Source organism: Pseudomonas sp. NPDC096917 (assembly GCF_044762555.1).
GTDB lineage: Bacteria > Pseudomonadota > Gammaproteobacteria > Pseudomonadales > Pseudomonadaceae > Aquipseudomonas.
Map to the genome: position 1 here is coordinate 1 of NZ_JBIWEO010000016.1, position 24141 is coordinate 24141.

Below are 24141 nucleotides of genomic sequence, written 5' to 3' on the forward strand. Positions count from 1 at the left end.
CAGCGTGTAATCACGCTGACTGCGCCTTTTTCCCGAATCCATTGAGTCCTCCTGAAGATAGGTCAGAAGGTGTAAACCCTATTCAGGACGGGACAGCAGCCATAAAAAAGCCCCGGCTCTTGGAAGAGTCGGGGCTTTTTCGTTACGCCATCAGCTTACGCTTGAATAACCGGGATGTTGGCATTGGCTGCCGACTCACGGAATTCGGCGATCTGATCAAAGCTCAGGTAGCGGTATACGTCCGCTGCCATGGTGTTGATCTCTGCCGCGTAGGCCATGTATTCCTCAACGGAAGGCAGACGACCCAGGATCGACGCAACCGACGCCAACTCAGCCGAAGCCAGGTAAACGTTCGCACCGTCACCCAGACGGTTCGGGAAGTTACGCGTCGAGGTCGACACGACGGTGGAGTTAGGCTCAACGCGTGCCTGGTTACCCATGCACAGCGAGCAGCCTGGCATTTCCATACGTGCGCCCGCTTTGCCGTAGATGCCGTAGTAGCCTTCTTCGGTCAGTTGGTGAGCGTCCATTTTGGTCGGAGGGGACAGCCACAGACGGGTTGGCAACTGGCCTTTGACCTTGTCCAGCAACTTGCCCGCAGCACGGAAGTGGCCGATGTTGGTCATGCACGAACCGATGAACACTTCGTCGATCTTCTCGCCGGCAACGCTGGACAGCAGACGAGCGTCATCCGGGTCGTTTGGCGCGCAGAGCACAGGCTCTTTGATGTCGGCCAGATCGATTTCGATGATGTGTGCGTATTCGGCGTCAGCATCGGCTTCCATCAGCTCAGGGTTGGCAACCCAGGCTTCCATGGCTTGAGCACGACGCTCAAGGGTACGAACGTCGCCGTAACCTTCAGCAATCATCCAGCGCAGCAGGGTGATGTTGGAGTTCAGGTATTCGGTGATCGATTCTTTGGACAGCTTGATGGTGCAGCCAGCCGCCGAACGTTCTGCCGAGGCGTCGGACAGTTCGAACGCTTGCTCGATGCTCAGGTTGTCCAGACCTTCGATTTCCAGGATGCGACCCGAGAATTCGTTGATCTTGCCTTTCTTCTCAACGGTCAGCAGGCCTTTCTGGATAGCGACGTAAGGAATGGCGTGAACCAGATCGCGCAGGGTGATGCCCGGCTGCATTTCGCCTTTGAAGCGAACCAGAACCGATTCCGGCATATCCAGTGGCATCACGCCAGTGGCTGCGGCGAATGCGACCAGACCCGAACCGGCAGGGAAGGAAATGCCCATTGGGAAACGAGTGTGGGAGTCACCACCAGTACCGACGGTGTCCGGCAGCAGCATGCGGTTCAGCCAGCTGTGGATGATGCCGTCGCCCGGACGCAGGGAAACGCCGCCGCGGGTCATGATGAAGTCTGGCAGGGTGTGGTGCGTGGTCACATCGATCGGCTTTGGGTAAGCCGCGGTGTGGCAGAACGACTGCATTACCAGGTCAGCCGAGAAGCCCAGGCACGCCAGGTCTTTCAGTTCGTCACGGGTCATTGGACCGGTGGTGTCCTGAGAACCTACGGTGGTCATCTTCGGTTCGCAGTAAGTGCCTGGACGAACGCCAGTCACGCCGCAAGCCTTGCCGACCATCTTTTGCGCCAGGGTGAAACCCTTGGTGCTTTCAACGGGTGCTTCAGGCTTTTTGAACAGGTCGGTAGGGCCCAGGCCCAGTTCGGCGCGCGCCTTCTCGGTCAGGCCACGGCCGATGATCAGAGGGATACGGCCGCCAGCGCGAACTTCATCCAACAGCACTGGAGTTTTCAGTTCGAAGGTGGTGATGACTTCGTCAGTACCGTGCTTGCAGACTTTGCCAGCGTGCGGGTACAGGTCGATCACGTCGCCCATGTTGATGTTGCTGACGTCGAATTCGATTGGCAGTGCGCCAGCATCTTCCATGGTGTTGTAGAAGATTGGAGCGATTTTGCTGCCGAAGCAGAAGCCACCGGCACGCTTGTTCGGTACGTAAGGCACGTCGTCGCCGAAGAACCACAGTACGGAGTTGGTGGCCGATTTACGCGACGAACCGGTACCGACTACGTCACCGACGTAAGCGATAGGGAAGCCTTGACCGCGCATTTCTTCGATTTGCTTCATCGGACCGATGGAGCCTTGAACGTCCGGTACGATGCCATCACGGGCCATTTTCAGCATGGCCAGGGCGTGCAGCGGGATGTCAGGGCGCGACCAGGCATCTGGAGCCGGTGACAGGTCGTCGGTGTTGGTTTCGCCGGTCACCTTGAATACGCGCAGGCTGATTTTGTCAGCCAGGGTTGGGCGGTTCTTGAACCACTCACCTTCAGCCCAGGACTCAATCACGGCCTTGGCGTGAACATTGCCGTTTTTGGCTTTTTCGGCGACGTCGTGGAAGGCGTCAAACATCAGCAGGGTGTGCTTGAGTTGAGCTGCGGCAACCGGTGCCAGCTCTGCGTCGTCGAGCAGGTCAACCAGGGTCACGATGTTGTAGCCGCCTTGCATGGTGCCAAGCAGTTCCACAGCGCGTTTTTTGCTGATCAGGGGGGAGGTGGCTTCGCCTTTCGCGATGGCGGCCAAGAAGCCGGCTTTTACGTAGGCTGCTTCGTCAACACCAGGCGGAATGCGGTTGGTGATCAGGTCAACCAGGAATTCTTCTTCGCCGGCCGGCGGGTTTTTCAGCAGCTCAACCAGGCCTGCGGTTTGTTCGGCGTTTAGCGGCTGGGGAACGATACCCAGGGCTGCGCGCTCTTCGATATGTTTGCGGTAGGCTTCAAGCACAGTTATTACCCTCATCATTGGTCCCAAATGGGTGTCCGGGACGCTCATCCAGGAATGCCAGACACTCATGCGCTGCGGGGCTTTTTGGGCCGCTTAGCCAGAGTTGCAAGGATTCCCAACAGAAGCTGTTTTCAAAGTTTTACGCCTTCTGAACGGGGAGGGTGGTGCATGTTGATGCGGGTATTTGCAGTGCAAACACCCCACACCAACACCGTTCTTCAGGATCAACTGTGCTCGTGACGCTTTGAAAACAGCTTCTAACGGACATTGGCGCCTTAAAAGGCAGGCTGATTCTACGGTAAAAAATTGTTAAAGGTAAGTTAGGCCCTGAAGGTTGAGGGGTGATCTGCGTTAGACAAAGGGCTAACATGGGCGTCTGTTTCGTTCTGCAGTGCTCTATTTCGCCATGTCCAATCAAACCATCAAGACTCCCTGCATCGGCCTTTGCTCAACGGTCTATGGCGACCTCGTGTGCCGTGGTTGCAAGCGTTTTCACCATGAAGTGATTAATTGGAACGGCTACAACGACGACGAAAAACGTGCCGTGTGGCTGCGACTTGAGCAGCTTTTGGTGCAGGTCATGGTCGGCAAGGTAGAAGTGTTTGATGTGGCCGCGCTGCGCGGCCAATTGGTGGCGCGCCAAATTCGTTTTGTGCCGCATCAATCTGAATATTGCTGGGCTTACCAGTTGATTGCCCGTGGCGCGCGGGTCATCAATCAGTTGGAGATGTATGGCATGGTGTTGTTGCCTGAATTTCGCGATTGGGGCCTGCCCGAGTTGCGCGACGCCATTGATCGGGAATTCTTCCTTTTGTCCGAAGCTCACTACGAACGCTACATTGCGCCGGGTTTCCTCAAGGATGTGATGGGGCAATAACGTCCTGTAGCCGCTGGCGCAGGCAGCGATGGGTTGCCTCGCGAACCCGCTTCTAAAGATAAGCGAAGGTCCTTTGGCCCTTTTCGCAGCCTGTGCCAGCCGTCTGATTAGGCGTTTCCCGCTTTTTGTTCCAACTGCTCAATGATGTCATCCGGTTTGAGCACCAGGATGTCGCTGTCGAGCTTGTCGATCACGATTTCTGCGGTGTTGCCAATCAGCGCTCCCGACAATCCGGTACGTGCGACGGTGCCTATCACGGTCACCACGGCGTCGAGCTTTTTAGCGACGTGTTGAATGATGATGTCGGCCGGTCCTTCTTGTATGTGCAGGCGGTTGTCGTCAATTTCGAACTGCTGCTGGAATTCTTTGCAGGCTGCCCGGTAGCTGGCTTCGTATTCGGTATCGATCGGGTAGGTCGCATCCATTACGGCCAGTGTCGGTGCAGGGTGGGCGCTGACCACGTGCAGTTGCCCGTGGGTCAGGCTGGCGATGCGGAACCCCTGATCAATGATGCTTTTGTGCAAGACCATGTGCTCCTCGTCACTGTTGCCGACGTCAACCGCGGCCAGCACCACGCCATTGCTCCAGGCGCGGGTGGTTTTGACCAGCAATACCGGGCACGGACAATCACGCAGCAGCTTCCAGTCTTCGGGGGTGAGCAGCAGCCTTTTCAGAATGGATTCACTCACGTGCTGTTTGATCACCAGTTCGCAGCCCTTGGCTTGTTGCTCGCGAATGATGGTGGTGTGCAGATTCTCGTGCCAGGTCTGACGTGAGCTCACGCTGAACGCCTCGTCTCCCAGGCTGCTTTCAAGCACGCTGAGCAAGGCTGAGTGGTCATGCTCTTTGTCGCAAATCAACAGGTGCAAATGCGCTTTGGTGCTTTTGGCGATTTCCTTGGCGCGTTTGAGGGCGAAGCTTTCCATCCGTTCGGGTTCGATGACGACCAAAAGGCTACGTATGGTTTGCATGTCCGTTGACTCCACGAGTAATAAAGGCAAGTGCAGTCACTATAGTTGCTCGTTGGTTGTACCTGTGTTGATGCATATCAAGCTGTGCGGTTGGTGCTGCGGCACGCGGTCCGTATAATCGATACTTTCGCCTCGTCCAGCCTTTGTGAGCCTCATGTCAGCGATTTTTCAAAACACGTTCGGTCCGTTGTGCAATCTCCAGTCCTGGGGAGTGTGTGCATGAACCTTCCTGAAATTCATGAGTTTCTGGGCTGTCGCACGCCGGATGGCTGGATTGCGGCCGCGTTGGCTGATCAGGAAACCTTGCTGATCGACCACAAAAACTGCGAATTCAAGGCAGCCAGCACGGCCCTGAGTTTGATCGCCAAGTACTACTCCCATGTTGACCTGATCAACATGATGTCGCGTCTGGCGCGTGAAGAATTGGTGCATCACGAGCAGGTCATGCGCCTGATGAAAAAACGCAAGATCGAGTTGCGTCAGTTGTCGGCGGGTCGTTACGCCTCGGGTTTGCGCAAAGTGGTACGCAATCATGAGCCGGTCAAGCTGGTGGATACGCTGGTGGTCGGTGCATTTATTGAGGCGCGCAGTTGTGAGCGTTTCGAAGCGTTGGTGCCGCATTTAGACGAAGAGCTCGGGAAATTTTACTTCGGCCTGCTCAAGAGCGAAGCACGACACTTTCAGGGTTACCTGAAGCTGGCTTACCAATATGGGGACGCCAAGGACATAGCCCAGGTCATCGAGCGCGTGCGAGCTGCCGAGCAAGAACTGATCGAATCTCCCGATGTTGAATTCCGCTTTCACAGCGGTGTACCGTCCCTTTCTTAAGATGCCAATAGGCTCGTAGGAGCTGGCGCAGACTGCGATCTTTTGCTCGATCAATGCTCAAGATCGCAGCCTGCGAGCGAGGCATATCCCCACTAAAAACGCGCCAATAGATAGCAAGCTAATAATCGCCTTGACATTAGCTGCCTAAGCAGTAACATTTGGAAACATTACTGCCTAGGCAGCTTTCAGGTGGCCTGATGAAACACTTTCGACCCGATGATTTCCAAAACTGCATTCTGGGCCTGCTCCTGGGGCGTGCAGCCATACTGAAAGACCGCATCATCGACAGCCATATGGAGCCTTACGGCATCACGGCGGCGCAGTTCAAAGTGTTGATCATCATGGAGCAGTTTGATGTCGATACGCCGGCTGAGCTCTGCCGGCATTTGTCTGTAGACAGCGGTTCGATGACCCGCATGCTCGATCGTCTTGAACAAAAAAACTTGCTGATTCGCCAGCGCTCCGAGGCTGACAGGCGCCAGGTGCGTCTGGTCTTGACGCAAGAAGGGCAGGGGCTGGTAGCCCTGTTGCCGAAGATTGGGGCTGAAGCCATGAATCAGTTGGCCGGTGCTATTACCCCGCAAGAGCTGCAACACCTGGAACATATCCTCAAAAAAATACTGCTGGCGGCCGGTGATCCGATCACTCTCCAGCGCTTGGGTGAAAAATGAGCAACAGAACGCTGCGAACAGGCTTAAGCCTGATGTGTGTGTCCCTTGCGTTGGCCGGTTGTGCCAGCTATAGCGGCTTGGTGACAGATGGCACAAGCCTGCACGCCAAAGACCTCAAAGCTGCCCAAGCCCTGAGCGGCGTTAATGTGAGCCCTGCGGCCTGGCCTGAAAAGAGCTGGTGGAAACGCCTGGGGGATGGACAACTGAACGGGTTGATTGACGAAGCCTTGCGCGACAGCCCGGATATGCAAATAGCCAGCGCCCGTGCGCATCAGGCGACAGCAGCAGCCGGTGCCGCGAATGCGGCGCGCATGCCGACGTTGAACGCAGAAGCCGACGTCACACGCTCCCGCTTGTCACGCTCCCAGGATCCGACAGGTCAGGGCGGCCGTTACGACACGTTGCGCGATATAGGTCTGACCTTTAATTACACCTTCGACCTGTGGGGCGGCCAGCGTGATGCGTGGGAAGCCGCATTGGGCGAGGCGCGTGCTGCTGAAGTAGACGGTCAGGCCGCGAGTTTGACCCTGGCGGCTGATGTGGCACGGGCTTACAGCAACCTTGGCCACGCCTACAGCGTTCGAGACCTGTCGAACGATGACCTGCAGCGCACCCGCAAAATGCTTGACCTGAGCAAGCAGCGTCTGCAAGCGGGCATCGACAGTCAGTATCAGTACCAGCAAACCGAAAGCCTGGAAGCCAGCTCCCAAGAGCAACTGATTAATGCTGAGAAACAACTCAAAAGTGCGCACATCGCGCTGGCAGTGTTGTTAGGCAAAGGGCCGGATCGCGGTTTTCAGATCGCCAGGCCGAAGATTTTGTCGCCCGCCGCAGTGGCGTTACCGAGTACGTTGCCCGCCGAGCTGCTGGGGCGTCGTCCCGATATTGTCGCGGCCCGCTGGCGAGTCGAGGCGGCCAGCAAAAATATTGCCGCTGCCAAAACCCGTTTTTACCCCAACCTTAACCTGACGGCCGCGGCGGGCACTCAGTCGTTGCTGGGGGATGCATTGTTTGGTTCGGCCAGTCGTTTTATGAATATTGCGCCGGCGATTTCGCTGCCGATTTTTGATGGCGGTCGCTTGCGTGCCGGACTTGACGCTGAAGACGCTAATTACGACTTGGCGGTCGCGCAATACAACAAAACCCTGGTAGCAGCGCTGGGCGATGTCAGCGACACCCTTGAGCAGTTGAACGCCATGAGCCAGCAAATAAGCACTCAAAAGCGCGCAGCAGAGATTGCCCAGGATTCGTATAACAGTGGATTGCAGCGCTACGAATCTGGCGTGGGCAACTACTTGGATGTACTCAGCATTGAACAGCAATTGCTTCAGGCCCAGCGCCAGCTGGCTGACCTGAATGCTGAGCAGATCGATCTTTCGATTCAATTGATGCAAGCCCTGGGCGGTGGCTTTGAGCCCGGCAACACGGCTTCGGCCGTTCCTACTCAAGCCTCCCTGGCAGAATAATTTCAGGTACTCGTCATGGCCACTGTGCAAACACCGAATCAAGCGCAACACGATCAAGACGCTGGGAACCAGCGCAAACGCAAGCTCTGGCTGAGTGGGTTGGCTATCTTGGTTATTTTGGTTGGCCTGGGTATCTGGGGCTGGCATGAAATGTATGGTCGTTGGAGCGAAAGCACTGACGACGCCTATGTCAACGGTAACGTGGTTGAAATCACGCCACTGGTCACGGGCACCGTGGTAAGCATCGGTGCCGATGATGGCGATCTGGTCCATGAAGGGCAGGTGCTGCTCAATTTCGACCCGAGTGATTCGTTGGTGGGCTTGCAGAGCGCCGAAGCCAATCTGGCCCGGACGGTGCGTCAGGTTCGCGGTCTGTTTAGCAATGTGAACGGTACCAAGGCACAAGTGGCGGCACAAAAAATCGCTGTGCAAAAAGCTCAGGACAACTACAACCGCCGGAAAAATCTGGCGGCGGGCGGGGCAATTTCTCAGGAAGAACTGTCTCATGCGCGGGATGATCTTGCGTCTGCGCAAAGTGCCTTGCGTAACAACGAGCAACAACTCGACACCACCAGCGCGCTGGTAGACAACACGGCGGTGGCTAACCACCCGGATGTGCTGGCGGCGGCTGCGCAGTTGCGCCAGGCCTATCTGGAGCACGCCCGTACCACGCTGATTGCACCGGTGACCGGTTATGTGGCCAAGCGTACAGTGCAGTTGGGGCAGCGTGTTCAGCCGGGTACCGCGTTGATGGCGGTTATCCCGCTTGATCAGCTGTGGATTGACGCCAACTTCAAGGAAACCCAGTTGCACAAAATGCGCATCGGTCAGCCGGTGGACATTGAGTCGGACATCTATGGCAGCAGTGTGAAGTACAGCGGCACTGTCGACAGCATTGGTGCGGGCACGGGTAGCGCGTTTGCCCTGTTGCCAGCGCAAAATGCTACCGGCAACTGGATCAAGATCGTTCAGCGTGTGCCGGTCCGTATTCATATCAATGCAGATGAATTGGCTACTCACCCACTGCGTGTAGGGTTGTCGACCACAGTCGAGGTGAACCTGCACGACCAAAGTGGCCCGGTTTTGGCGCAACAGCCGCCGCAAAAGGCGATGTTCACCACCAATGTCTACGAGCAGCAGTTGGCTGAAGCCGAATCCCTGATTACGCGTTTGATTGACAGCAACAGCGCTGTGACGGGCGCCGCCGCACAACGCTGATCCGCCAATCCATAAGCCCTGCTGCATTGGCGGGGCTGCACTCCCGGTTTTAAAGGATTTGCGATGAGTACAAACGCGTCTTTTACCCCGCCCAGCTTACTGTTCGCCACCATTGGCCTGTCGCTGGCGACCTTTATGCAGGTGCTCGATACCACCATCGCCAACGTTGCACTGCCTACCATCTCCGGCAATCTGGGGGTGAGTTCGGAGCAGGGCACGTGGGTGATTACCTCTTTTGCGGTAAGTAACGCGATTGCCTTGCCATTGACCGGCTGGTTGAGCCGACGCTTTGGTGAGGTCAAGCTATTTCTGTGGGCCACGGTTCTGTTCGTGCTGGCTTCATTTTTGTGCGGTATTTCGACCTCGATGCCTGAGCTGGTGGGCTTTCGGGTGCTACAGGGGCTGGTGGCCGGACCGCTGTATCCCATGACCCAAACCCTGCTGATTGCGGTGTATCCCCCTGCGAAACGGGGGATGGCATTGGCATTGCTGGCGATGGTTACGGTGGTCGCACCCATTGCCGGGCCGATTTTGGGAGGCTGGATCACCGACAGTTACAGTTGGCCGTGGATCTTCTTTATAAACATCCCGATCGGCATTTTTGCGGTGATGGTGGTTCGCCAGCAACTCAAGGCGCGCCCGGTGGTGATAACCCGTCAGCCGATGGATTATGTGGGGCTTATCACCCTGATCATTGGTGTTGGCGCGCTACAAATTGTGCTCGACAAGGGCAATGATCTGGACTGGTTTGAGTCCAACTTCATCCTGATGGGGACGGCCTTGTCTGTGGTAGCGTTGGCGGCGTTTATTATTTGGGAGATGACCGACAAACACCCGATCGTGAACTTGCGTTTGTTTGCTTATCGCAACTTCCGCATTGGCACCATCGTGCTGGTGTTTGGTTATGCCGGTTTCTTTGGTATTAACCTGATCTTGCCGCAATGGCTGCAAACCCAGATGGGCTATACCGCCACGTGGGCGGGGCTGGCTGTGGCGCCGATTGGTATTTTGCCGGTGCTGATGTCGCCTTTTGTGGGCAAGTACGCGCACAAATTCGACTTGCGCTTATTGGCCGGGCTGGCCTTTTTGGCGATTGGTTTGAGCTGCTTTATGCGCGCAGACTTCACCAGTGAAGTGGACTTCCAGCACGTTGCCATGGTTCAGCTGTTTATGGGAATCGGCGTGGCGCTGTTCTTTATGCCGACCTTGAGCATTTTGATGTCGGATTTGCCGCCGCATCAAATCGCCGACGGGGCGGGTCTGGCCACGTTCTTGCGGACGCTGGGGGGGAGTTTTGCCGCATCCCTGACCACATGGATCTGGATTCGTCGGGCGAATCAGCATCATGCCTACATGAGTGAAAGCATCAGTACCTTCGATCCGGCCACTCGGCATGCACTGGATAATCTCGGCGGGGCGAGCACGCAAGCCTATGCCCAGCTCGATCAGGTGTTGACCAGTCAGGCCTACATGCTGTCCACCGTGGACTACTTCACGCTGTTGGGCTGGATGTTCATGGGCTTGATCTTGCTGGTGTGGCTGGCCAAGCCACCGTTTGCCGCCAAGGCAGGACCGGCGGCGAGCGGGCATTAAAGCCTGATGGCGTGTAGGGGCGAGCTTGCTCGCGATCTGTTAAAGGTCAAAAGATCGCGAGGAAAGCTCGCTTCTACAGGGGCGGGTATTTATTGGGTGGCGTGAGGCAGCGCCAGTTGCGGGGTAACGAAGTCGAACGCCGCCAGATGCATGCCGTGCTCATCCACTTGCAGTGCCCAGCCTTGCTTGTCCCAATCACCGAGCACGATGCGCTTGGCCGCGTGTTCGCCGATTTGCAGCTTGTGAATTGCCGGGCGGTGAGTGTGGCCATGAACCAGCGTGTGCACGCCAAAGTGCTCCATGATTCGTGGCACTTCTTCGGGCGTTACATCGACAATGTCATTAGCTTTCATGCGGGTTTGGGCGCGGCTTTCGCTGCGTAGCTTGCGCGCGAGTTTGTGCCGAGTGCTCAGAGGCAAGTGGCGCAAAATCCATAATGTCACCGGGTTGCGCAAGTAGCGGCGCATGCGCATGTAGGCTTCGTCGCGCGTGCACAGGCTATCGCCATGCATCAGTAAGACCGGCTCGCCGTACAAATCTACAACGCTTGGGTCTTTGAGTAGGGTGCAGCCAGCCGCTTTGCAAAAGGCCTGGCCCAGCAGGAAGTCGCGATTGCCGTGCATCAGAAATACGTGTGTACCGCTGTCACTCAATTCGCGCAGCGCGTCGCAGATCGAGCGCTGGTAGGGTGTCATTGCATCGTCGCCAATCCAGGCTTCAAAAAAATCGCCCAAAATGTACAACGCCTGTGCCGAGCGCGCGCGCCCGGACAGGAAATCCAGAAACGCCCGGGTTATATCCGGGCGCTCCTCTTCCAGATGCAAATCTGAAATCAGCAATATCACTCAATGATCTCGGCTTTCTCGATGATCACGTCTTCTGCTGGGACATCTTGGTGGCCGGCTTTGGATGTGGTCGAAACACCTTTGATCTTGTCGACAACGTCCTGGCCTTCGGTCACTGCGCCAAATACCGCGTAGCCCCAGCCCTGAACGTTTTTGCCGCTGTGGTTCAGGAAGCTGTTGTCAGCCACGTTGATGAAGAACTGTGCGGAAGCCGAATGCGGCTCCATGGTGCGAGCCATGGCGACGGTGTACTTGTTGTTCGACAGGCCGTTGTCAGCCTCGTTCTGGATGCTTGGGCGCTTGTCTTTCTTTTCTTTCATGCCCGGTTCAAAACCACCGCCCTGAATCATGAAGTTGCCGATGACACGGTGGAAAACGGTGTTTTCGTAGTGGCCGGCTTTTACGTATTCGATGAAGTTGGCGACAGTGATTGGCGCCTTTTCAGCGTTCAGCTCAATCACGATGTCGCCGTGGTTGGTGGTCAGTTTTACTTTTGACATGGTCGTTATCGCTCTATCAGAGAATTCGTTGGGCTTGGGAGATGCGGATTACACCTTGCGCCCCAGGCGGGCTGGGTAGATACAGCCGCGAGGCGGAGTTTAGCGTGCCCGCACAGCATTTCGATGGTGTTTTTGCGATATGGGGACTAAAAGCCAGCATTTCAAATGCTTTGATTGATCACCTGCTCTGTCAGTGACTTGACGGCATCGGCTATGATAGGCGCTTTGATTTAGTCGGCCGCTTCAGGCCGCGCACCCGTTACGTTCAAGGATCCTATGAGCAAGCCCACTGTCGACCCCACTCTGAATCCAAAGGCTGGCCCAGCTGTACCGGCCAATTTTCTGCGTCCTATCGTGCAGGCGGACCTTGAATCGGGTAAATGCAAACAGATCGTGACCCGTTTTCCGCCTGAGCCAAACGGCTACCTGCATATCGGCCACGCCAAGTCCATTTGCGTGAACTTTGGGCTGGCAGAAGAATTTGGCGGCGTAACGCACCTGCGTTTTGACGACACCAACCCGGCCAAAGAAGACCAGGAATACATCGACGCCATTGAAAGCGACGTGAAATGGCTGGGCTTTGAATGGTCTGGCGAAGTGCGCTACGCGTCGCAGTACTTCGATCAACTGCATGACTGGGCTGTCTATCTGATCAAGGAAGGCAAGGCCTATGTCTGCGACCTGACACCGGAGCAAGCCAAGGAATACCGTGGCAACCTGACCGAGCCGGGCAAGAACAGCCCGTTCCGTGATCGCAGCGTTGAAGAAAACCTGGATCTGTTTGCACGCATGAAGGCGGGCGAGTTCGAAGATGGCAAGCGCGTACTGCGTGCCAAGATCGACATGTCTTCGCCGAACATGAACCTGCGTGACCCGATCATGTACCGTATTCGTCATGCACATCACCATCAGACCGGTGATAAGTGGTGCATCTACCCGAACTATGACTTCACCCATGGTCAGTCGGATGCCATCGAAGGCATTACCCATTCGATCTGCACCCTGGAGTTCGAAGGCCATCGTCCTCTGTATGAGTGGTTCCTCGACAGCCTGCCAGTGCCGAGCAAGCCGCGTCAGTATGAGTTCTCGCGCCTGAACCTGAACTACACCATCACCAGCAAGCGCAAGCTCAAGCAACTGGTGGACGAAAAGCACGTGAATGGCTGGGATGACCCACGCATGTCGACCCTGTCGGGTTTCCGTCGTCGCGGTTACACGCCTAAATCGATTCGCAACTTTTGCGACATGGTCGGTACCAACCGTTCAGACGGCGTAGTGGACTTTGGGATGTTGGAATTCAGCATCCGTGACGACCTGGACCACAGTGCTCCGCGTGCGATGTGCGTGCTGCGTCCGTTGAAGGTGATTATCACCAACTACCCCGAGGACAAGGTCGAGAACCTTGAGCTGCCTTGCCACCCTAAAGAAGACATGGGTGTTCGGGTGCTACCGTTTGCGCGTGAAATTTACATCGATCGCGACGATTTCATGGAAGAGCCGCCAAAGGGTTACAAGCGCCTTGAGCCTGCGGGCGAAGTGCGTCTGCGCGGCAGCTATGTGATCCGCGCTGATGAAGCTATTAAAGATGCCGATGGCAACATCGTTGAGCTGCACTGCTCGTACGACCCTGAAACCCTGGGCAAAAACCCGGAAGGCCGAAAGGTCAAAGGGGTTGTGCACTGGGTGCCGGCGGCTGCCAGCGTCGAGTGTGAAGTTCGTCTGTATGACCGTCTGTTCCGTTCGCCGAACCCTGAAAAGGCAGAGGATGGCGCAGGCTTCCTGGAAAACATTAACCCTGACTCGCTGCAGATTCTTACGGGTTGTCGTGCCGAACCTTCGTTGGGCAATGCGCAACCGGAAGACCGTTTCCAGTTCGAGCGCGAAGGTTACTTCTGCGCGGATATCAAGGACTCGAAACCCGGCCAGCCGGTATTTAACCGTACCGTGACCCTGCGTGACTCGTGGGGCCAGTGATCAAGTTTTAAGGAATAAGTCGTGCTAACGATCTACAACACGCTCACCAAGAGCAAAGAAGTTTTCAAGCCGCTGGACGGCAATAATGTGCGCATGTATGTGTGCGGCATGACTGTGTACGACTACTGCCACCTCGGCCACGGTCGCAGCATGGTTGCCTTCGATCTGGTGACGCGCTGGCTGCGTTTCAGCGGTTACAATTTGACTTATGTGCGCAACATTACTGATATCGACGACAAGATCATCAATCGTGCGAATAAGAACGGTGAAGCGTTTGGGGGGCTGACTGAGCGCATGATCGTCGCGATGCACGAAGACGAAGCCCGGCTGAACATCAAAAAACCGGACATGGAGCCGCGTGCCACCGACCATATCGCCGGTATGCATGCGATGATTCAGACCTTGATCGACAAGGGCTACGCCTACGCACCCGGCAATGGCGACGTGTACTACCGCGTTGCCAGGTTCATGGGGTACGGAAAACTCTCGCGCAAGAAGATCGAAGACTTGCGTATCGGTGCTCGCATCGAAGTCGACGAGGCGAAAGACGATCCGCTGGACTTCGTGCTGTGGAAAGGCGTCAAGCCGGGCGAGCCAAGCTGGGAATCACCGTGGGGTCCAGGGCGTCCGGGCTGGCACATTGAGTGCTCGGTGATGTCGACCTGCTGCCTGGGTGAGACGTTCGATATTCATGGTGGGGGCAGTGATCTTGAGTTCCCGCACCATGAAAACGAAATCGCCCAAAGCGAAGCGGCGACGGGTAAAACCTACGCCAATGCCTGGATGCATTGCGGGATGATTCGTATCAATGGCGAGAAGATGTCCAAATCCTTGAACAACTTCTTCACTATTCGCGACGTTCTGGAGAAATATCACCCAGAAGTGGTGCGTTACTTGTTGGTGTCCAGTCATTATCGGAGTGCGATCAACTACTCCGAAGACAACCTCAAGGATGCGAAAGCTGCCCTTGAGCGGTTCTATCACGCACTTAAAGGTTTGCCGAAAGTGGCGCCTGCCGGTGGTGAGGCGTTTGTTGAGCGCTTTACGCAAGTGATGAACGATGACTTCGGTACGCCTGAAGCTTGCGCGGTGTTGTTCGAGATGGTTCGCGAGATCAACCGTTTGCGTGAGGTCGATGAGTTGGCGGCGGCAGGTTTGGCGGCACGTCTCAAAGAGTTGGCCGATGTGCTGGGTGTATTGCAGCTTGAAGCCGATGACTTTTTGCAGGCTGGCGCTGAAGGGCGAGTGGATGCGGCAGAAGTTGATGCCTTGATTGCAGCTCGTTTGGCTGCGCGTGCGGGCAAAGACTGGGCAGAGTCCGACCGTATCCGCGATCAGCTTGCAGCAATGGGGGTTGTGCTGGAAGACGGTAAAGGCGGTACAACCTGGCGCTTGGCTGACTAGGTTGTTTACTGCTTAAACAAAAACCCGCCTTGTGCGGGTTTTTGTTTGTATGGGGGGCGAGATTTCTCTGTTGTGGCGAGCTTTTGTTCTTTTTTTGCAATAAAAAACGGCACCCGAAGGTGCCGTTGTGCGCGCGGCACCAACCGTTAGTCGTGCAGTGTTTCGGCCGCGTACAGCGTGTTTTCCAGCAGGCAGGCGCGCGTCATTGGGCCAACGCCGCCTGGGACTGGCGTGATCCAGCCGGCGCGGGGCAGGGCGGTCTCGTAGACCACGTCGCCCACCAGCTTGCCATCAGCCTGGCGGTTAATGCCAACGTCGATCACGATGGCGCCTTCCTTGATCCACTCGCCTTTGACCAGGCCAGGTTTGCCTGCGGCCACGACCACCAGGTCAGCACGACCAACGTGGCCAGCCAGATCCTTGGTGAAGCGGTGGGTAACCGTCACGGTGCAACCAGCCAGCAGCAGTTCCATGGCCATTGGGCGACCCACAATGTTGGAGGCGCCGACAATAACGGCGTCCATCCCGTACAGGTCCTGACCTGTGCTTTCCAGCAGGGTCATGATGCCTTTGGGGGTGCAAGGGCGCAGCAACGGAATGCGTTGCGCCAGGCGGCCAACGTTGTAAGGGTGGAAACCGTCTACGTCTTTGTCTGGGCGGATGCGCTCCAGCAATTTGGAGGCGTCCAGATGCTCTGGCAAAGGCAGTTGAAGCAGGATGCCGTCGATGTTCGGGTCTTCATTAAGACTGTCGATCAAGTCGGTCAATGCTTGTTGAGTCGTATCGCTTGGTAGGTCATAGGCTTGTGAAAGAAAGCCTACCTCTTCGCAGTCTTTACGCTTGTGCGAAACATAAACCTGGGAGGCAGGATCGCTGCCGACCAGAATCACTGCCAGGCCGGGAGTGCGCAGGCCTTGCTCGTGACGCTCGGCGACACGTTTGGCAATCTGCTGGCGCAGGCTGGCGGCGATCGCTTTGCCGTCGATTAGTTGTGCAGTCATTACGCGTGATTAACCATCGTAAAGGGTGGAAAAAGGACGTGCATTCTCGCATGTCGGCGCGTAGGGGCAAAGGCGCTTGGTCTGCTTATTCCCCTAACTCCTTTATATTTCTAAACTTTTTAGAAAAAAGAGTTGACGACTTTCCAGCTCGCCTATAACATTCGTCGCACTTGTCGGGCACAGCCTAGCACTGGTTAAGAAGGTAGAGCGAAGTTGTTGTCCAGCTTGGTGATACTGAAAGCAATTAGTTTGTAATCATCACAGAGTACAGATTAATAAGGCGCCCGTAGCTCAGCTGGATAGAGCATCCGCCTTCTAAGCGGATGGTCGCAGGTTCGAGTCCTGCCGGGTGCGCCATTAGGCAGCTTTGGCACAAGTAAAGGCAGTACAGGCAATATGGTGGGCGTAGCTCAGTTGGTAGAGCACGGGATTGTGACTCCCGTTGTCGAGGGTTCGATCCCCTTCGTCCACCCCATATTTAGAAAGACGCCAGATTAATGATCTGGCGTCTTTGCTTCAAAAGTTTGAACTGCGGATGTGGTGGAATTGGTAGACACACTGGATTTAGGTTCCAGCGCCGAAAGGTGTGAGAGTTCGAGTCTCTCCGTCCGCACCAACTTAGGTTTCGCAATGCTTCGCTGGTTTTTGCGAAACCGTTGAAAAGCCGCCTAAGGCGGCTTTTTTATTTTGCAGCAGTGCGCTTTATAAGCGATTTGTTGCAAGTTTTTAGTGCATCTGGCGGTTCGTCGTTAATTCGAGGGGTGGCAGGTGTGCTGATGCTCTGACTTGTTCGGCGCGCCTTTGGCCGCTTGGGTGCAAGTAGGGTGATACAGGCAATATGGTGGGCGTAGCTCAGTTGGTAGAGCACGGGATTGTGACTCCCGTTGTCGAGGGTTCGATCCCCTTCGTCCACCCCATATTTAAAAAAACGCCAGATTAATAGTCTGGCGTTTTTGTTTTAAAAGTTTAGGTTGCAGGTGCAGTCGAGAGGCAGGCCCGGATTCCATCGCCAATGAAGTGGCTTTGTGAGCCGGAGTGTCGTTTCGGGTTGCGAGATTTGCTCAAAGCCCCAAAAAAGCGCAGTGCCTGCAAAGGGATGCGCTTTTTTTTGGTTTGGACTGTTTTTTGGGGGGCGGACGCTGGGTTGCATTATGTTGCTGAATAATGCACGTCTTTCGTCTTCTTGCCCTGCAGGGGTGCTGCCAAGCGTTTGCCTGGTGCTTTCTTCTATATATAGAAGGCTCTGAACTGGGGCCCTTGTGTAAAGATTTATGTGTTTTCAGGTGGTTAAGCAAATCATTGCTTGCGCTTAATAATGTACCTGCTGTTTCTGTGCGCGATTTCGGTAGGGTGACTTCTTGAGTTTGACCCTCTAGAATGCATGCCCTTGATTATGGGGTCGGAAACGGCCGGCTAATGTCTGTGCAACGAGGAATATCCATGCAAGTTTCTGTTGAAAATACTTCCGCTCTTGAGCGTCGCATGACCATTGGCGTGCCAGCTGAGCGTATTGAGGCTGAAGTCAACAAGCGTCTGCAACAGACTGCCCAAAAGGCCAAAATCCCGGGCTTCCGTCCAGGCAAAGTGCCAATGAGCGTGATCCGTCAGCGTTACGAAGCTGATGCGCGTCAAGAAGCGCTGGGCAACGTGATCCAGGCTTCTTTCTACGAAGCAGTGGTTGAGCAAAAGCTGAACCCGGCTGGCGCACCATCGGTTGAGCCAAAAGTCTTCGAGAAAGGCAAGGATCTTGAGTACATTGCCACTTTCGAAGTATTCCCAGAATTCGAAGTGACCGGTCTGGACACTATCGCCGTCGAGCGCCTGAGCGCCGAAGTGGCTGATGCTGACCTGGACAAAATGCTGGACGTGCTGCGCAAGCAAAACACCCGTTTTGAAGTGACTGAGCGTGCTGCTCAGAACGAAGACCAACTGAACATCGATTTCGTTGGCAAGGTTGATGGCGAAGTATTCGCTGGCGGTTCCGCCAAGGGTACTCAGCTGGTTCTGGGTTCGGGCCGCATGATTCCTGGCTTCGAAGACGGTCTGGTTGGTGCTAAGGCAGGTGAAGAGCGCGTTCTGACCCTGACTTTCCCTGAGGACTACCAAAATCTGGATCTGGCAGGCAAAGCTGCTGAGTTCACTGTGACTGTCAACACTGTATCTGAGCCTAAGCTGCCAGAACTGAACGAAGAGTTCTTCGCCCAGTTCGGTATCAAGGAGACAGGTATCGAAGGTTTCCGCGCCGAGGTTCGTAAGAACATGGAGCGTGAGCTGCGTCAGGCAATCAAATCCAAGGTCAAGAACCAGGTAATGGACGGCCTGCTGGCTGCCAACCCGATTGAAGTGCCTAAAGCGTTGCTGTCCAACGAAGTTGATCGTCTGCGCGTTCAGGCTGTTCAGCAGTTCGGTGGCAACATCAAGCCTGACCAGCTGCCGGCTGAGCTGTTCGAAGAGCAAGCCAAGCGCCGCGTTGTGCTTGGTCTGATCGTTGCTGAAGTGGTCAAGCAATTCGACCTGAAGCCTGACGAAGATCGCGTTCGCGAAATGATTCAGGAAATGGCTTCCGCTTATCAGGAGCCAGAGCAGGTTGTAGCTTGGTACTACAAAAATGACCAGCAATTGAACGAGGTTCGTTCGGTTGTGCTGGAAGAGCAAGTTGTGGATACTGTTCTGCAGAAGGCTAAGGTGACCGATAAAGCGGTCTCTTACGAAGAAGCTGTCAAGCCGGTGGAAGCGCCACAAGCCGACTGATTCTGACTCGTTAGAAAACACAACCATAAGCCAGCCTCGAGCTGGCTTATGCGTATTCCAGACAAGACTTTTTGGGAGTGACTGCCGGACATGTCCCGCAATTCTTATATTCAGCAGAACTCTGACATCCAGGCCGCTGGCGGCCTGGTCCCGATGGTTGTTGAGCAGTCTGCTCGTGGCGAACGCGCCTACGACATCTATTCGCGCCTTTTGAAGGAGCGAATCATCTTCCTGGTGGGCCCTGTCGAAGACTACATGGCCAATCTGGTTGCTGCGCAGCTGCTTTTCCTTGAAGCGGAAAACCCGGACAAGGACATCCATCTTTACATCAACTCCCCTGGCGGCTCGGTTACTGCAGGCATGTCGATCTATGACACCATGCAGTTCATCAAGCCGGATGTCTCGACCATCTGTATTGGTCAGGCCTGCAGCATGGGTGCTTTCCTGTTGGCTGGCGGCGCACCGGGCAAGCGTCACTGCCTGCCGAATTCGCGCATGATGATTCACCAGCCATTGGGCGGTTTCCAGGGGCAGGCGTCGGATATCGACATTCATGCCAAGGAAATCCTCAACATTCGTCATCGTTTGAACTCGCTGCTGGCTCACCACACGGGCCAGACTCTCGAGACCATCGAGCGTGACACTGAGCGTGACAACTTCATGAGCGCTGAGCGTGCGGCCGAGTACGGTTTGATCGACTCTGTGTTCAGCAAGCGTCAAATGCCCGCTTAAGTAGCCCAAATGTAGGTGGTTGGGTTAACCGACCACCTGCGGGCTTGAAAAAGCCCGCAGTTGCCTTCATCTTGTGTTGCAAGCCTATCGGATTTGGATCGATCGAATGACTGACACCCGCAACGGCGAGGACAACGGCAAATTGCTCTATTGCTCCTTCTGTGGCAAAAGCCAGCATGAAGTGCGTAAATTGATTGCCGGCCCCTCGGTGTTTATCTGCGACGAATGCGTCGACTTGTGCAACGACATCATCCGTGAGGAGGTGCAGGAAGCCCAAGCTGAAAGCAGCGCGCATAAACTACCTTCGCCAAAAGAAATCAGCGGCATCCTTGATCAATACGTGATTGGTCAGGAACGTGCCAAAAAGGTTTTGGCTGTAGCGGTGTACAACCACTACAAGCGCCTTAACCAGCGTGACAAAAAAAATGACGACGTCGAACTCGGCAAGAGCAACATCCTGCTGATAGGACCTACCGGCTCGGGTAAAACCCTGCTGGCCGAAACCCTGGCTCGTCTGCTGAACGTACCTTTCACCATTGCTGATGCCACCACACTGACCGAAGCCGGTTATGTGGGCGAGGATGTTGAAAATATCATTCAGAAACTGCTTCAGAAATGCGATTACGACGTAGAGAAAGCCCAAATGGGCATCGTCTACATCGATGAAATCGACAAGATTTCGCGCAAATCTGACAACCCTTCGATTACCCGAGATGTTTCCGGCGAAGGTGTACAGCAAGCGTTGCTGAAATTGATCGAAGGCACTGTGGCTTCCGTGCCGCCTCAAGGTGGTCGCAAGCATCCTCAGCAAGAGTTCCTGCAGGTTGATACCCGCAACATTCTGTTTATCTGCGGTGGTGCATTCTCAGGCCTTGAGAAGGTTGTCCAGGCACGCTCTACTCGCGGCGGCATCGGCTTTAGCGCCGAAGTACGCAGCAAGGAAGAGGGGAAGAAAGTTGGCGAATCCCTGCGTGAAGTCGAGCCTGATGATTTGGTCAAGTTCGGCCTGATCCCTGAGTTCGTAGGTCGTTTGCCTGTTCTTGCAACGCTCGATGAGCTGGACGAAGCCGCGCTGATGCAGATTCTGACCGAACCGAAGAACGCGCTGACCAAGCAATACGGCAAGTTGTTCGAGATGGAAGGCGTTGACCTCGAGTTCCGTGCGGATGCCCTCAAGGCAGTCGCTAAGCGTGCGCTGGAGCGCAAGACGGGTGCTCGTGGTCTTCGTTCGATTCTTGAAAGCGTATTGCTCGACACCATGTACGAAATCCCCTCGCAGTCCGAGGTGAGTAAAGTGGTGATCGACGAAAGCGTTATTGAAGGGAAGTCCAAGCCGCTGTTGATTTATGAAAACAGCGAAGCGACTTCCAAGGCGGCACCCGACGCGTAAGTGTATTGCTGGGTATTACATTTTGCGTGTTAAAGAAGGGGCCTTCGGGCCCCTTTGTTTTTCCTGTCGGTCAGCGCTTGTTTTTTTTCCAGACAGCCCCCATCTTGGCTTCAAGCTTACATCCATCTGATTACGGCCTTATGGCCGCCGTAGAGGCGAAATCATGAAGACAACCATCGAATTGCCTCTCCTGCCATTGCGCGATGTTGTGGTTTATCCGCACATGGTTATCCCACTGTTCGTGGGACGCGAGAAATCAATCGAGGCCCTTGAGGCTGCGATGACGGGCGACAAGCAGATTCTGCTGTTGGCTCAAAAAAATCCTGCTGACGATGATCCGAGCGAAGACGCTCTCTATCGTGTGGGTACTATTGCGACAGTCCTGCAACTGCTCAAGCTCCCGGATGGCACCGTTAAAGTGCTGGTTGAGGGCGAGCAGCGCGGTGCTGTGGAGTATTTCGGTCAGGCTGACGGCTACTTGAGCGCTGAAGTCTCTTTGATTGACGAAGTGGCAGCTCCGGAGCGCGAATCCGAAGTCTTTGTACGTAGCCTGCTCTCGCAGTTCGAGCAGTATGTGCAGTTGGGCAAGAAGGTGCCTGCAGAGGTGTTGTCATCGCTTAACAGCATTGATGAGCCAAGCCGTCTGGTCGATACCATGGCTGCCCACATGGCGCTAAAGATCGAGCAGAAGCAGGAAATTCTTGAAATCATCGACCTGCAAGCGCGGGTAGAGCACGTTTTGGCGTTGCTGGATGCCGAGATCGACTTGCTGCAAGTTGAAAAGCGCATCCGTGGCCGTGTCAAAAAGCAGATGGAGCGCAGCCAGCGCGAGTACTACCTGAATGAGCAGATGAAGGCCATTCAGAAAGAGCTGGGTGACGGTGACGAAGGTCACAACGAAATCGAAGAGCTGAAAAAGCGCATTGATGAGGCTGGCCTGCCTAAAGATGCAATGGCCAAGGCTCAGGCTGAGCTGAACAAACTCAAGCAAATGTCGCCAATGTCCGCAGAAGCGACCGTCGTGCGCTCCTATATCGACTGGTTGGTGCAGGTGCCGTGGAAAGCCCAGAGCAAGGTGCGCCTGGACCTTAAGCGCGCTGAAGACATTCTGGACGCCGACCATTATGGTCTGGACGAAGTCAAAGAACGTATTCTCGAATATCTCGCCGTGCAAAAGCGCGTGAAGAAAATTCGTGGGCCCGTTTTGTGCCTGGTAGGTCCTCCTGGTGTAGGTAAAACCTCTCTTGCGGAGTCCATTGCCAGCGCGACAAACCGTAAATTCGTGCGCATGGCCTTGGGAGGTGTACGCGATGAAGCGGAAATTCGTGGTCACCGTCGTACCTACATCGGTTCCATGCCGGGTAGATTGATTCAAAAGATGACAAAAGTGGGGGTCCGTAACCCGCTGTTCTTGCTCGATGAAATCGACAAGATGGGCAGCGACATGCGCGGCGATCCGGCATCTGCTTTGCTGGAAGTGCTGGACCCTGAGCAGAACCACAATTTCAATGACCATTACCTTGAGGTCGATTACGACCTGTCCGATGTGATGTTCCTGTGCACTTCGAACTCCATGAACATCCCGCCAGCGTTGCTGGACCGGATGGAGGTGATTCGTCTGCCGGGCTACACAGAAGACGAAAAAATCAACATTGCGATCAAATACCTCGCGCCGAAACAAATTGAAGCGAATGGTTTGAAGAAAGGCGAGCTGGCATTCGACAACGAAGCTATCCGCGACATCATTCGTTACTACACGCGTGAAGCGGGTGTCCGGGGTCTTGAGCGTCAGATTGCGAAGGTTTGCCGCAAGGCAGTCAAAGAACATGCGATGGAAAAACGTTTCTCCGTCACTGTGACTTCTGAGCTACTGGAGCACTTCCTGGGCGTAAGAAAATTCAGTTATGGTCTGGCGGAACAGCAAGATCAGATCGGCCAAGTGACAGGTCTGGCCTGGACTCAAGTCGGTGGCGAATTGCTTACCATTGAAGCCGCTGTTGTGCCTGGCAAAGGTCAGTTGATCAAAACCGGTTCGCTCGGCGATGTAATGGTTGAGTCCATTACCGCGGCTTTGACGGTCGTGCGCAGTCGTGCCAAGAGCCTCGGTATCCCATTGGATTTTCACGAGAAACGTGACATTCACATCCACATGCCAGAAGGTGCTACGCCTAAAGACGGGCCGAGTGCTGGTGTAGGCATGTGTACCGCTTTGGTGTCAGCACTTACGCTGATTCCTGTGCGTGCAGATGTTGCAATGACCGGTGAAATTACCTTGCGGGGTCAGGTACTGGCCATCGGTGGCCTGAAGGAAAAACTGCTTGCGGCCCACCGTGGTGGAATCAAAACCGTAATTATTCCTGAAGAAAATGTCCGCGATCTGAAGGAAATCCCTGACAACATCAAACAGGATCTTCAGATTAAACCGGTTAAATGGATTGACGAGGTCCTGCAAATTGCGCTGCAATACGCCCCGGAGCCCTTGCCAGATGTGGCTCCTGAGATTGTTGCCAAGGATGAGAAGCGAGAGCCTGACGCTAAGGAAAGAATCAGCACGCATTAATACTAATTTGCCTGAGGGGCTTTCTTGACGCTGTTTAGAGCCCTTGTTATAAAGCGGCTCTATAAGTGTCCGTAATACTCAGGCAAACGTTCAGGTTTTACCAAAAAACTTTAGAAACATACTCAGATAGATATAAGGGGACTTAGAGTGAACAAGTCGGAACTGATTGATGCTATCGCTGCATCTGCTGATATCCCGAAAGCTGCAGCTGGCCGTGCGCTGGACGCAGTAATCGAATCCGTCACTGGCGCTCTTAAGGCCGGCGACTCTGTGGTACTGGTTGGCTTTGGTACTTTTTCTGTAACCGATCGTCCTGCTCGCACGGGTCGTAACCCACAGACTGGTAAAACGCTGGAAATTCCTGCTGCTAAAAAACCAGGCTTCAAAGCCGGTAAAGCGCTGAAAGAAGCGGTTAACTAAGTTTCTGTAATACTTTTACCCAACAACCGGGTCAGGCGCACGCCAGGCTTGGCAGCGGAGCGGTTGTACGCTCAATGCATGCATTGATGTGTTACGCCGGGGGTCGCGGGTTCGAGCCCGGTCCGCTCCGCCAGTTACGAGAAGGCGCATCCTCGGATGCGCCTTTCTTCTATCCGGACTCTAC

Annotated in this window: 18 protein-coding genes and 4 tRNA genes; 17 read left to right on the forward strand and 5 right to left on the reverse strand. The window is 55.0% G+C overall.

Features of this window, described 5'->3' with window-relative positions; genetic code table 11:
• Positions 1-155: 155 nt before the first annotated feature.
• The gene (acnB, locus tag ACIQYF_RS18175; RefSeq protein WP_402864779.1) at positions 156-2756 is read right to left on the reverse strand and encodes a bifunctional aconitate hydratase 2/2-methylisocitrate dehydratase; all 2601 of its coding nucleotides are present in this window, start codon (positions 2754-2756) and stop codon (positions 156-158) included.
• 406 nt (positions 2757-3162) lie between these two features.
• Between acnB and ACIQYF_RS18180 the strand changes: the two genes are divergently transcribed.
• On the forward strand, positions 3163-3633 hold the full coding sequence (locus tag ACIQYF_RS18180; protein WP_402864601.1) for a DUF1289 domain-containing protein: 471 nt from the start codon (positions 3163-3165) through the stop codon (positions 3631-3633).
• 107 nt (positions 3634-3740) lie between these two features.
• Here ACIQYF_RS18180 and ACIQYF_RS18185 read toward each other — a convergent pair whose 3' ends face one another.
• The gene (locus ACIQYF_RS18185; RefSeq protein WP_402864603.1) at positions 3741-4604 is read right to left on the reverse strand and encodes a universal stress protein; all 864 of its coding nucleotides are present in this window, start codon (positions 4602-4604) and stop codon (positions 3741-3743) included.
• 219 nt (positions 4605-4823) lie between these two features.
• Between ACIQYF_RS18185 and ACIQYF_RS18190 the strand changes: the two genes are divergently transcribed.
• The 5 genes from ACIQYF_RS18190 to ACIQYF_RS18210 all read left to right on the forward strand — a co-directional run bounded on the left by ACIQYF_RS18190 (position 4824) and on the right by ACIQYF_RS18210 (position 10380).
• Positions 4824-5432 (forward strand): tRNA-(ms[2]io[6]A)-hydroxylase, encoded by a 609-nt coding sequence (locus ACIQYF_RS18190; protein ID WP_402864605.1) that lies wholly within the window; start codon positions 4824-4826, stop codon positions 5430-5432.
• A 197-nt stretch (positions 5433-5629) separates the two neighbouring features.
• On the forward strand, positions 5630-6103 hold the full coding sequence (locus ACIQYF_RS18195) for a MarR family winged helix-turn-helix transcriptional regulator (RefSeq protein WP_402864607.1): 474 nt from the start codon (positions 5630-5632) through the stop codon (positions 6101-6103).
• Positions 6100-7569, forward strand: coding sequence for an efflux transporter outer membrane subunit (locus ACIQYF_RS18200; RefSeq protein WP_402864609.1), 1470 nt, complete (start codon positions 6100-6102; stop codon positions 7567-7569). The genes ACIQYF_RS18195 and ACIQYF_RS18200 overlap by 4 nt, the downstream gene beginning before the upstream one ends.
• A gap of 15 nt (positions 7570-7584) precedes the next feature.
• Positions 7585-8787 (forward strand): efflux RND transporter periplasmic adaptor subunit, encoded by a 1203-nt coding sequence (locus tag ACIQYF_RS18205; protein WP_402864611.1) that lies wholly within the window; start codon positions 7585-7587, stop codon positions 8785-8787.
• A 63-nt stretch (positions 8788-8850) separates the two neighbouring features.
• Entirely contained in the window at positions 8851-10380 is a 1530-nt protein-coding gene (locus tag ACIQYF_RS18210; RefSeq protein ID WP_402864613.1) for a DHA2 family efflux MFS transporter permease subunit, read from the forward strand.
• A gap of 89 nt (positions 10381-10469) precedes the next feature.
• Here the strand turns inward: ACIQYF_RS18210 and lpxH are convergent, their stop codons facing one another.
• Together lpxH and ACIQYF_RS18220 are read right to left on the reverse strand one after the other, a co-directional pair.
• On the reverse strand, positions 10470-11225 hold the full coding sequence (gene lpxH / locus ACIQYF_RS18215) for a UDP-2,3-diacylglucosamine diphosphatase (RefSeq protein WP_402864615.1): 756 nt from the start codon (positions 11223-11225) through the stop codon (positions 10470-10472).
• Positions 11222-11725, reverse strand: coding sequence for a peptidylprolyl isomerase (locus tag ACIQYF_RS18220; RefSeq protein WP_402864617.1), 504 nt, complete (start codon positions 11723-11725; stop codon positions 11222-11224). Before ACIQYF_RS18220 ends, lpxH begins: the two co-directional genes overlap by 4 nt.
• 276 nt (positions 11726-12001) lie before the next feature.
• On the opposite strand from ACIQYF_RS18220, the gene ACIQYF_RS18225 reads away from it, so the two are divergent.
• Together ACIQYF_RS18225 and cysS are read left to right on the forward strand one after the other, a co-directional pair.
• Positions 12002-13699: a glutamine--tRNA ligase/YqeY domain fusion protein gene (locus tag ACIQYF_RS18225; RefSeq protein WP_402864619.1), complete on the forward strand. Its 1698-nt coding sequence runs from the start codon at positions 12002-12004 to the stop codon at positions 13697-13699.
• 21 nt (positions 13700-13720) lie between these two features.
• Positions 13721-15103, forward strand: coding sequence for a cysteine--tRNA ligase (gene cysS, locus ACIQYF_RS18230; RefSeq protein WP_402864621.1), 1383 nt, complete (start codon positions 13721-13723; stop codon positions 15101-15103).
• Positions 15104-15249: 146 nt separating this feature from the next.
• Here the strand turns inward: cysS and folD are convergent, their stop codons facing one another.
• Complete coding sequence (gene folD, locus ACIQYF_RS18235; protein ID WP_019408037.1) at positions 15250-16104, reverse strand: bifunctional methylenetetrahydrofolate dehydrogenase/methenyltetrahydrofolate cyclohydrolase FolD; 855 nt, start codon at positions 16102-16104, stop codon at positions 15250-15252.
• A 280-nt stretch (positions 16105-16384) separates the two neighbouring features.
• Between folD and ACIQYF_RS18240 the strand changes: the two genes are divergently transcribed.
• From ACIQYF_RS18240 to ACIQYF_RS18280, 9 genes are all read left to right on the forward strand, one after another.
• Positions 16385-16461, forward strand: a tRNA-Arg gene (locus tag ACIQYF_RS18240).
• A 42-nt stretch (positions 16462-16503) separates the two neighbouring features.
• Positions 16504-16579: transfer RNA gene (locus ACIQYF_RS18245), tRNA-His, on the forward strand.
• A 56-nt stretch (positions 16580-16635) separates the two neighbouring features.
• Positions 16636-16720: transfer RNA gene (locus ACIQYF_RS18250), tRNA-Leu, on the forward strand.
• A 225-nt stretch (positions 16721-16945) separates the two neighbouring features.
• Positions 16946-17021, forward strand: a tRNA-His gene (locus tag ACIQYF_RS18255).
• A gap of 523 nt (positions 17022-17544) precedes the next feature.
• On the forward strand, positions 17545-18855 hold the full coding sequence (gene tig, locus ACIQYF_RS18260) for a trigger factor (protein ID WP_402864623.1): 1311 nt from the start codon (positions 17545-17547) through the stop codon (positions 18853-18855).
• Between the two features lie 90 nt (positions 18856-18945).
• Complete coding sequence (gene clpP / locus ACIQYF_RS18265) at positions 18946-19587, forward strand: ATP-dependent Clp endopeptidase proteolytic subunit ClpP (protein ID WP_019408040.1); 642 nt, start codon at positions 18946-18948, stop codon at positions 19585-19587.
• 106 nt (positions 19588-19693) lie between these two features.
• Complete coding sequence (gene clpX / locus ACIQYF_RS18270) at positions 19694-20977, forward strand: ATP-dependent Clp protease ATP-binding subunit ClpX (RefSeq protein ID WP_402864626.1); 1284 nt, start codon at positions 19694-19696, stop codon at positions 20975-20977.
• A gap of 163 nt (positions 20978-21140) precedes the next feature.
• A complete protein-coding gene (lon, locus tag ACIQYF_RS18275; protein ID WP_402864628.1) occupies positions 21141-23537 on the forward strand; it encodes an endopeptidase La in 2397 nt (798 codons plus the stop codon).
• 147 nt (positions 23538-23684) lie between these two features.
• A complete protein-coding gene (locus ACIQYF_RS18280) occupies positions 23685-23957 on the forward strand; it encodes an HU family DNA-binding protein (protein WP_003183171.1) in 273 nt (90 codons plus the stop codon).
• Positions 23958-24141 lie beyond the last annotated feature (184 nt).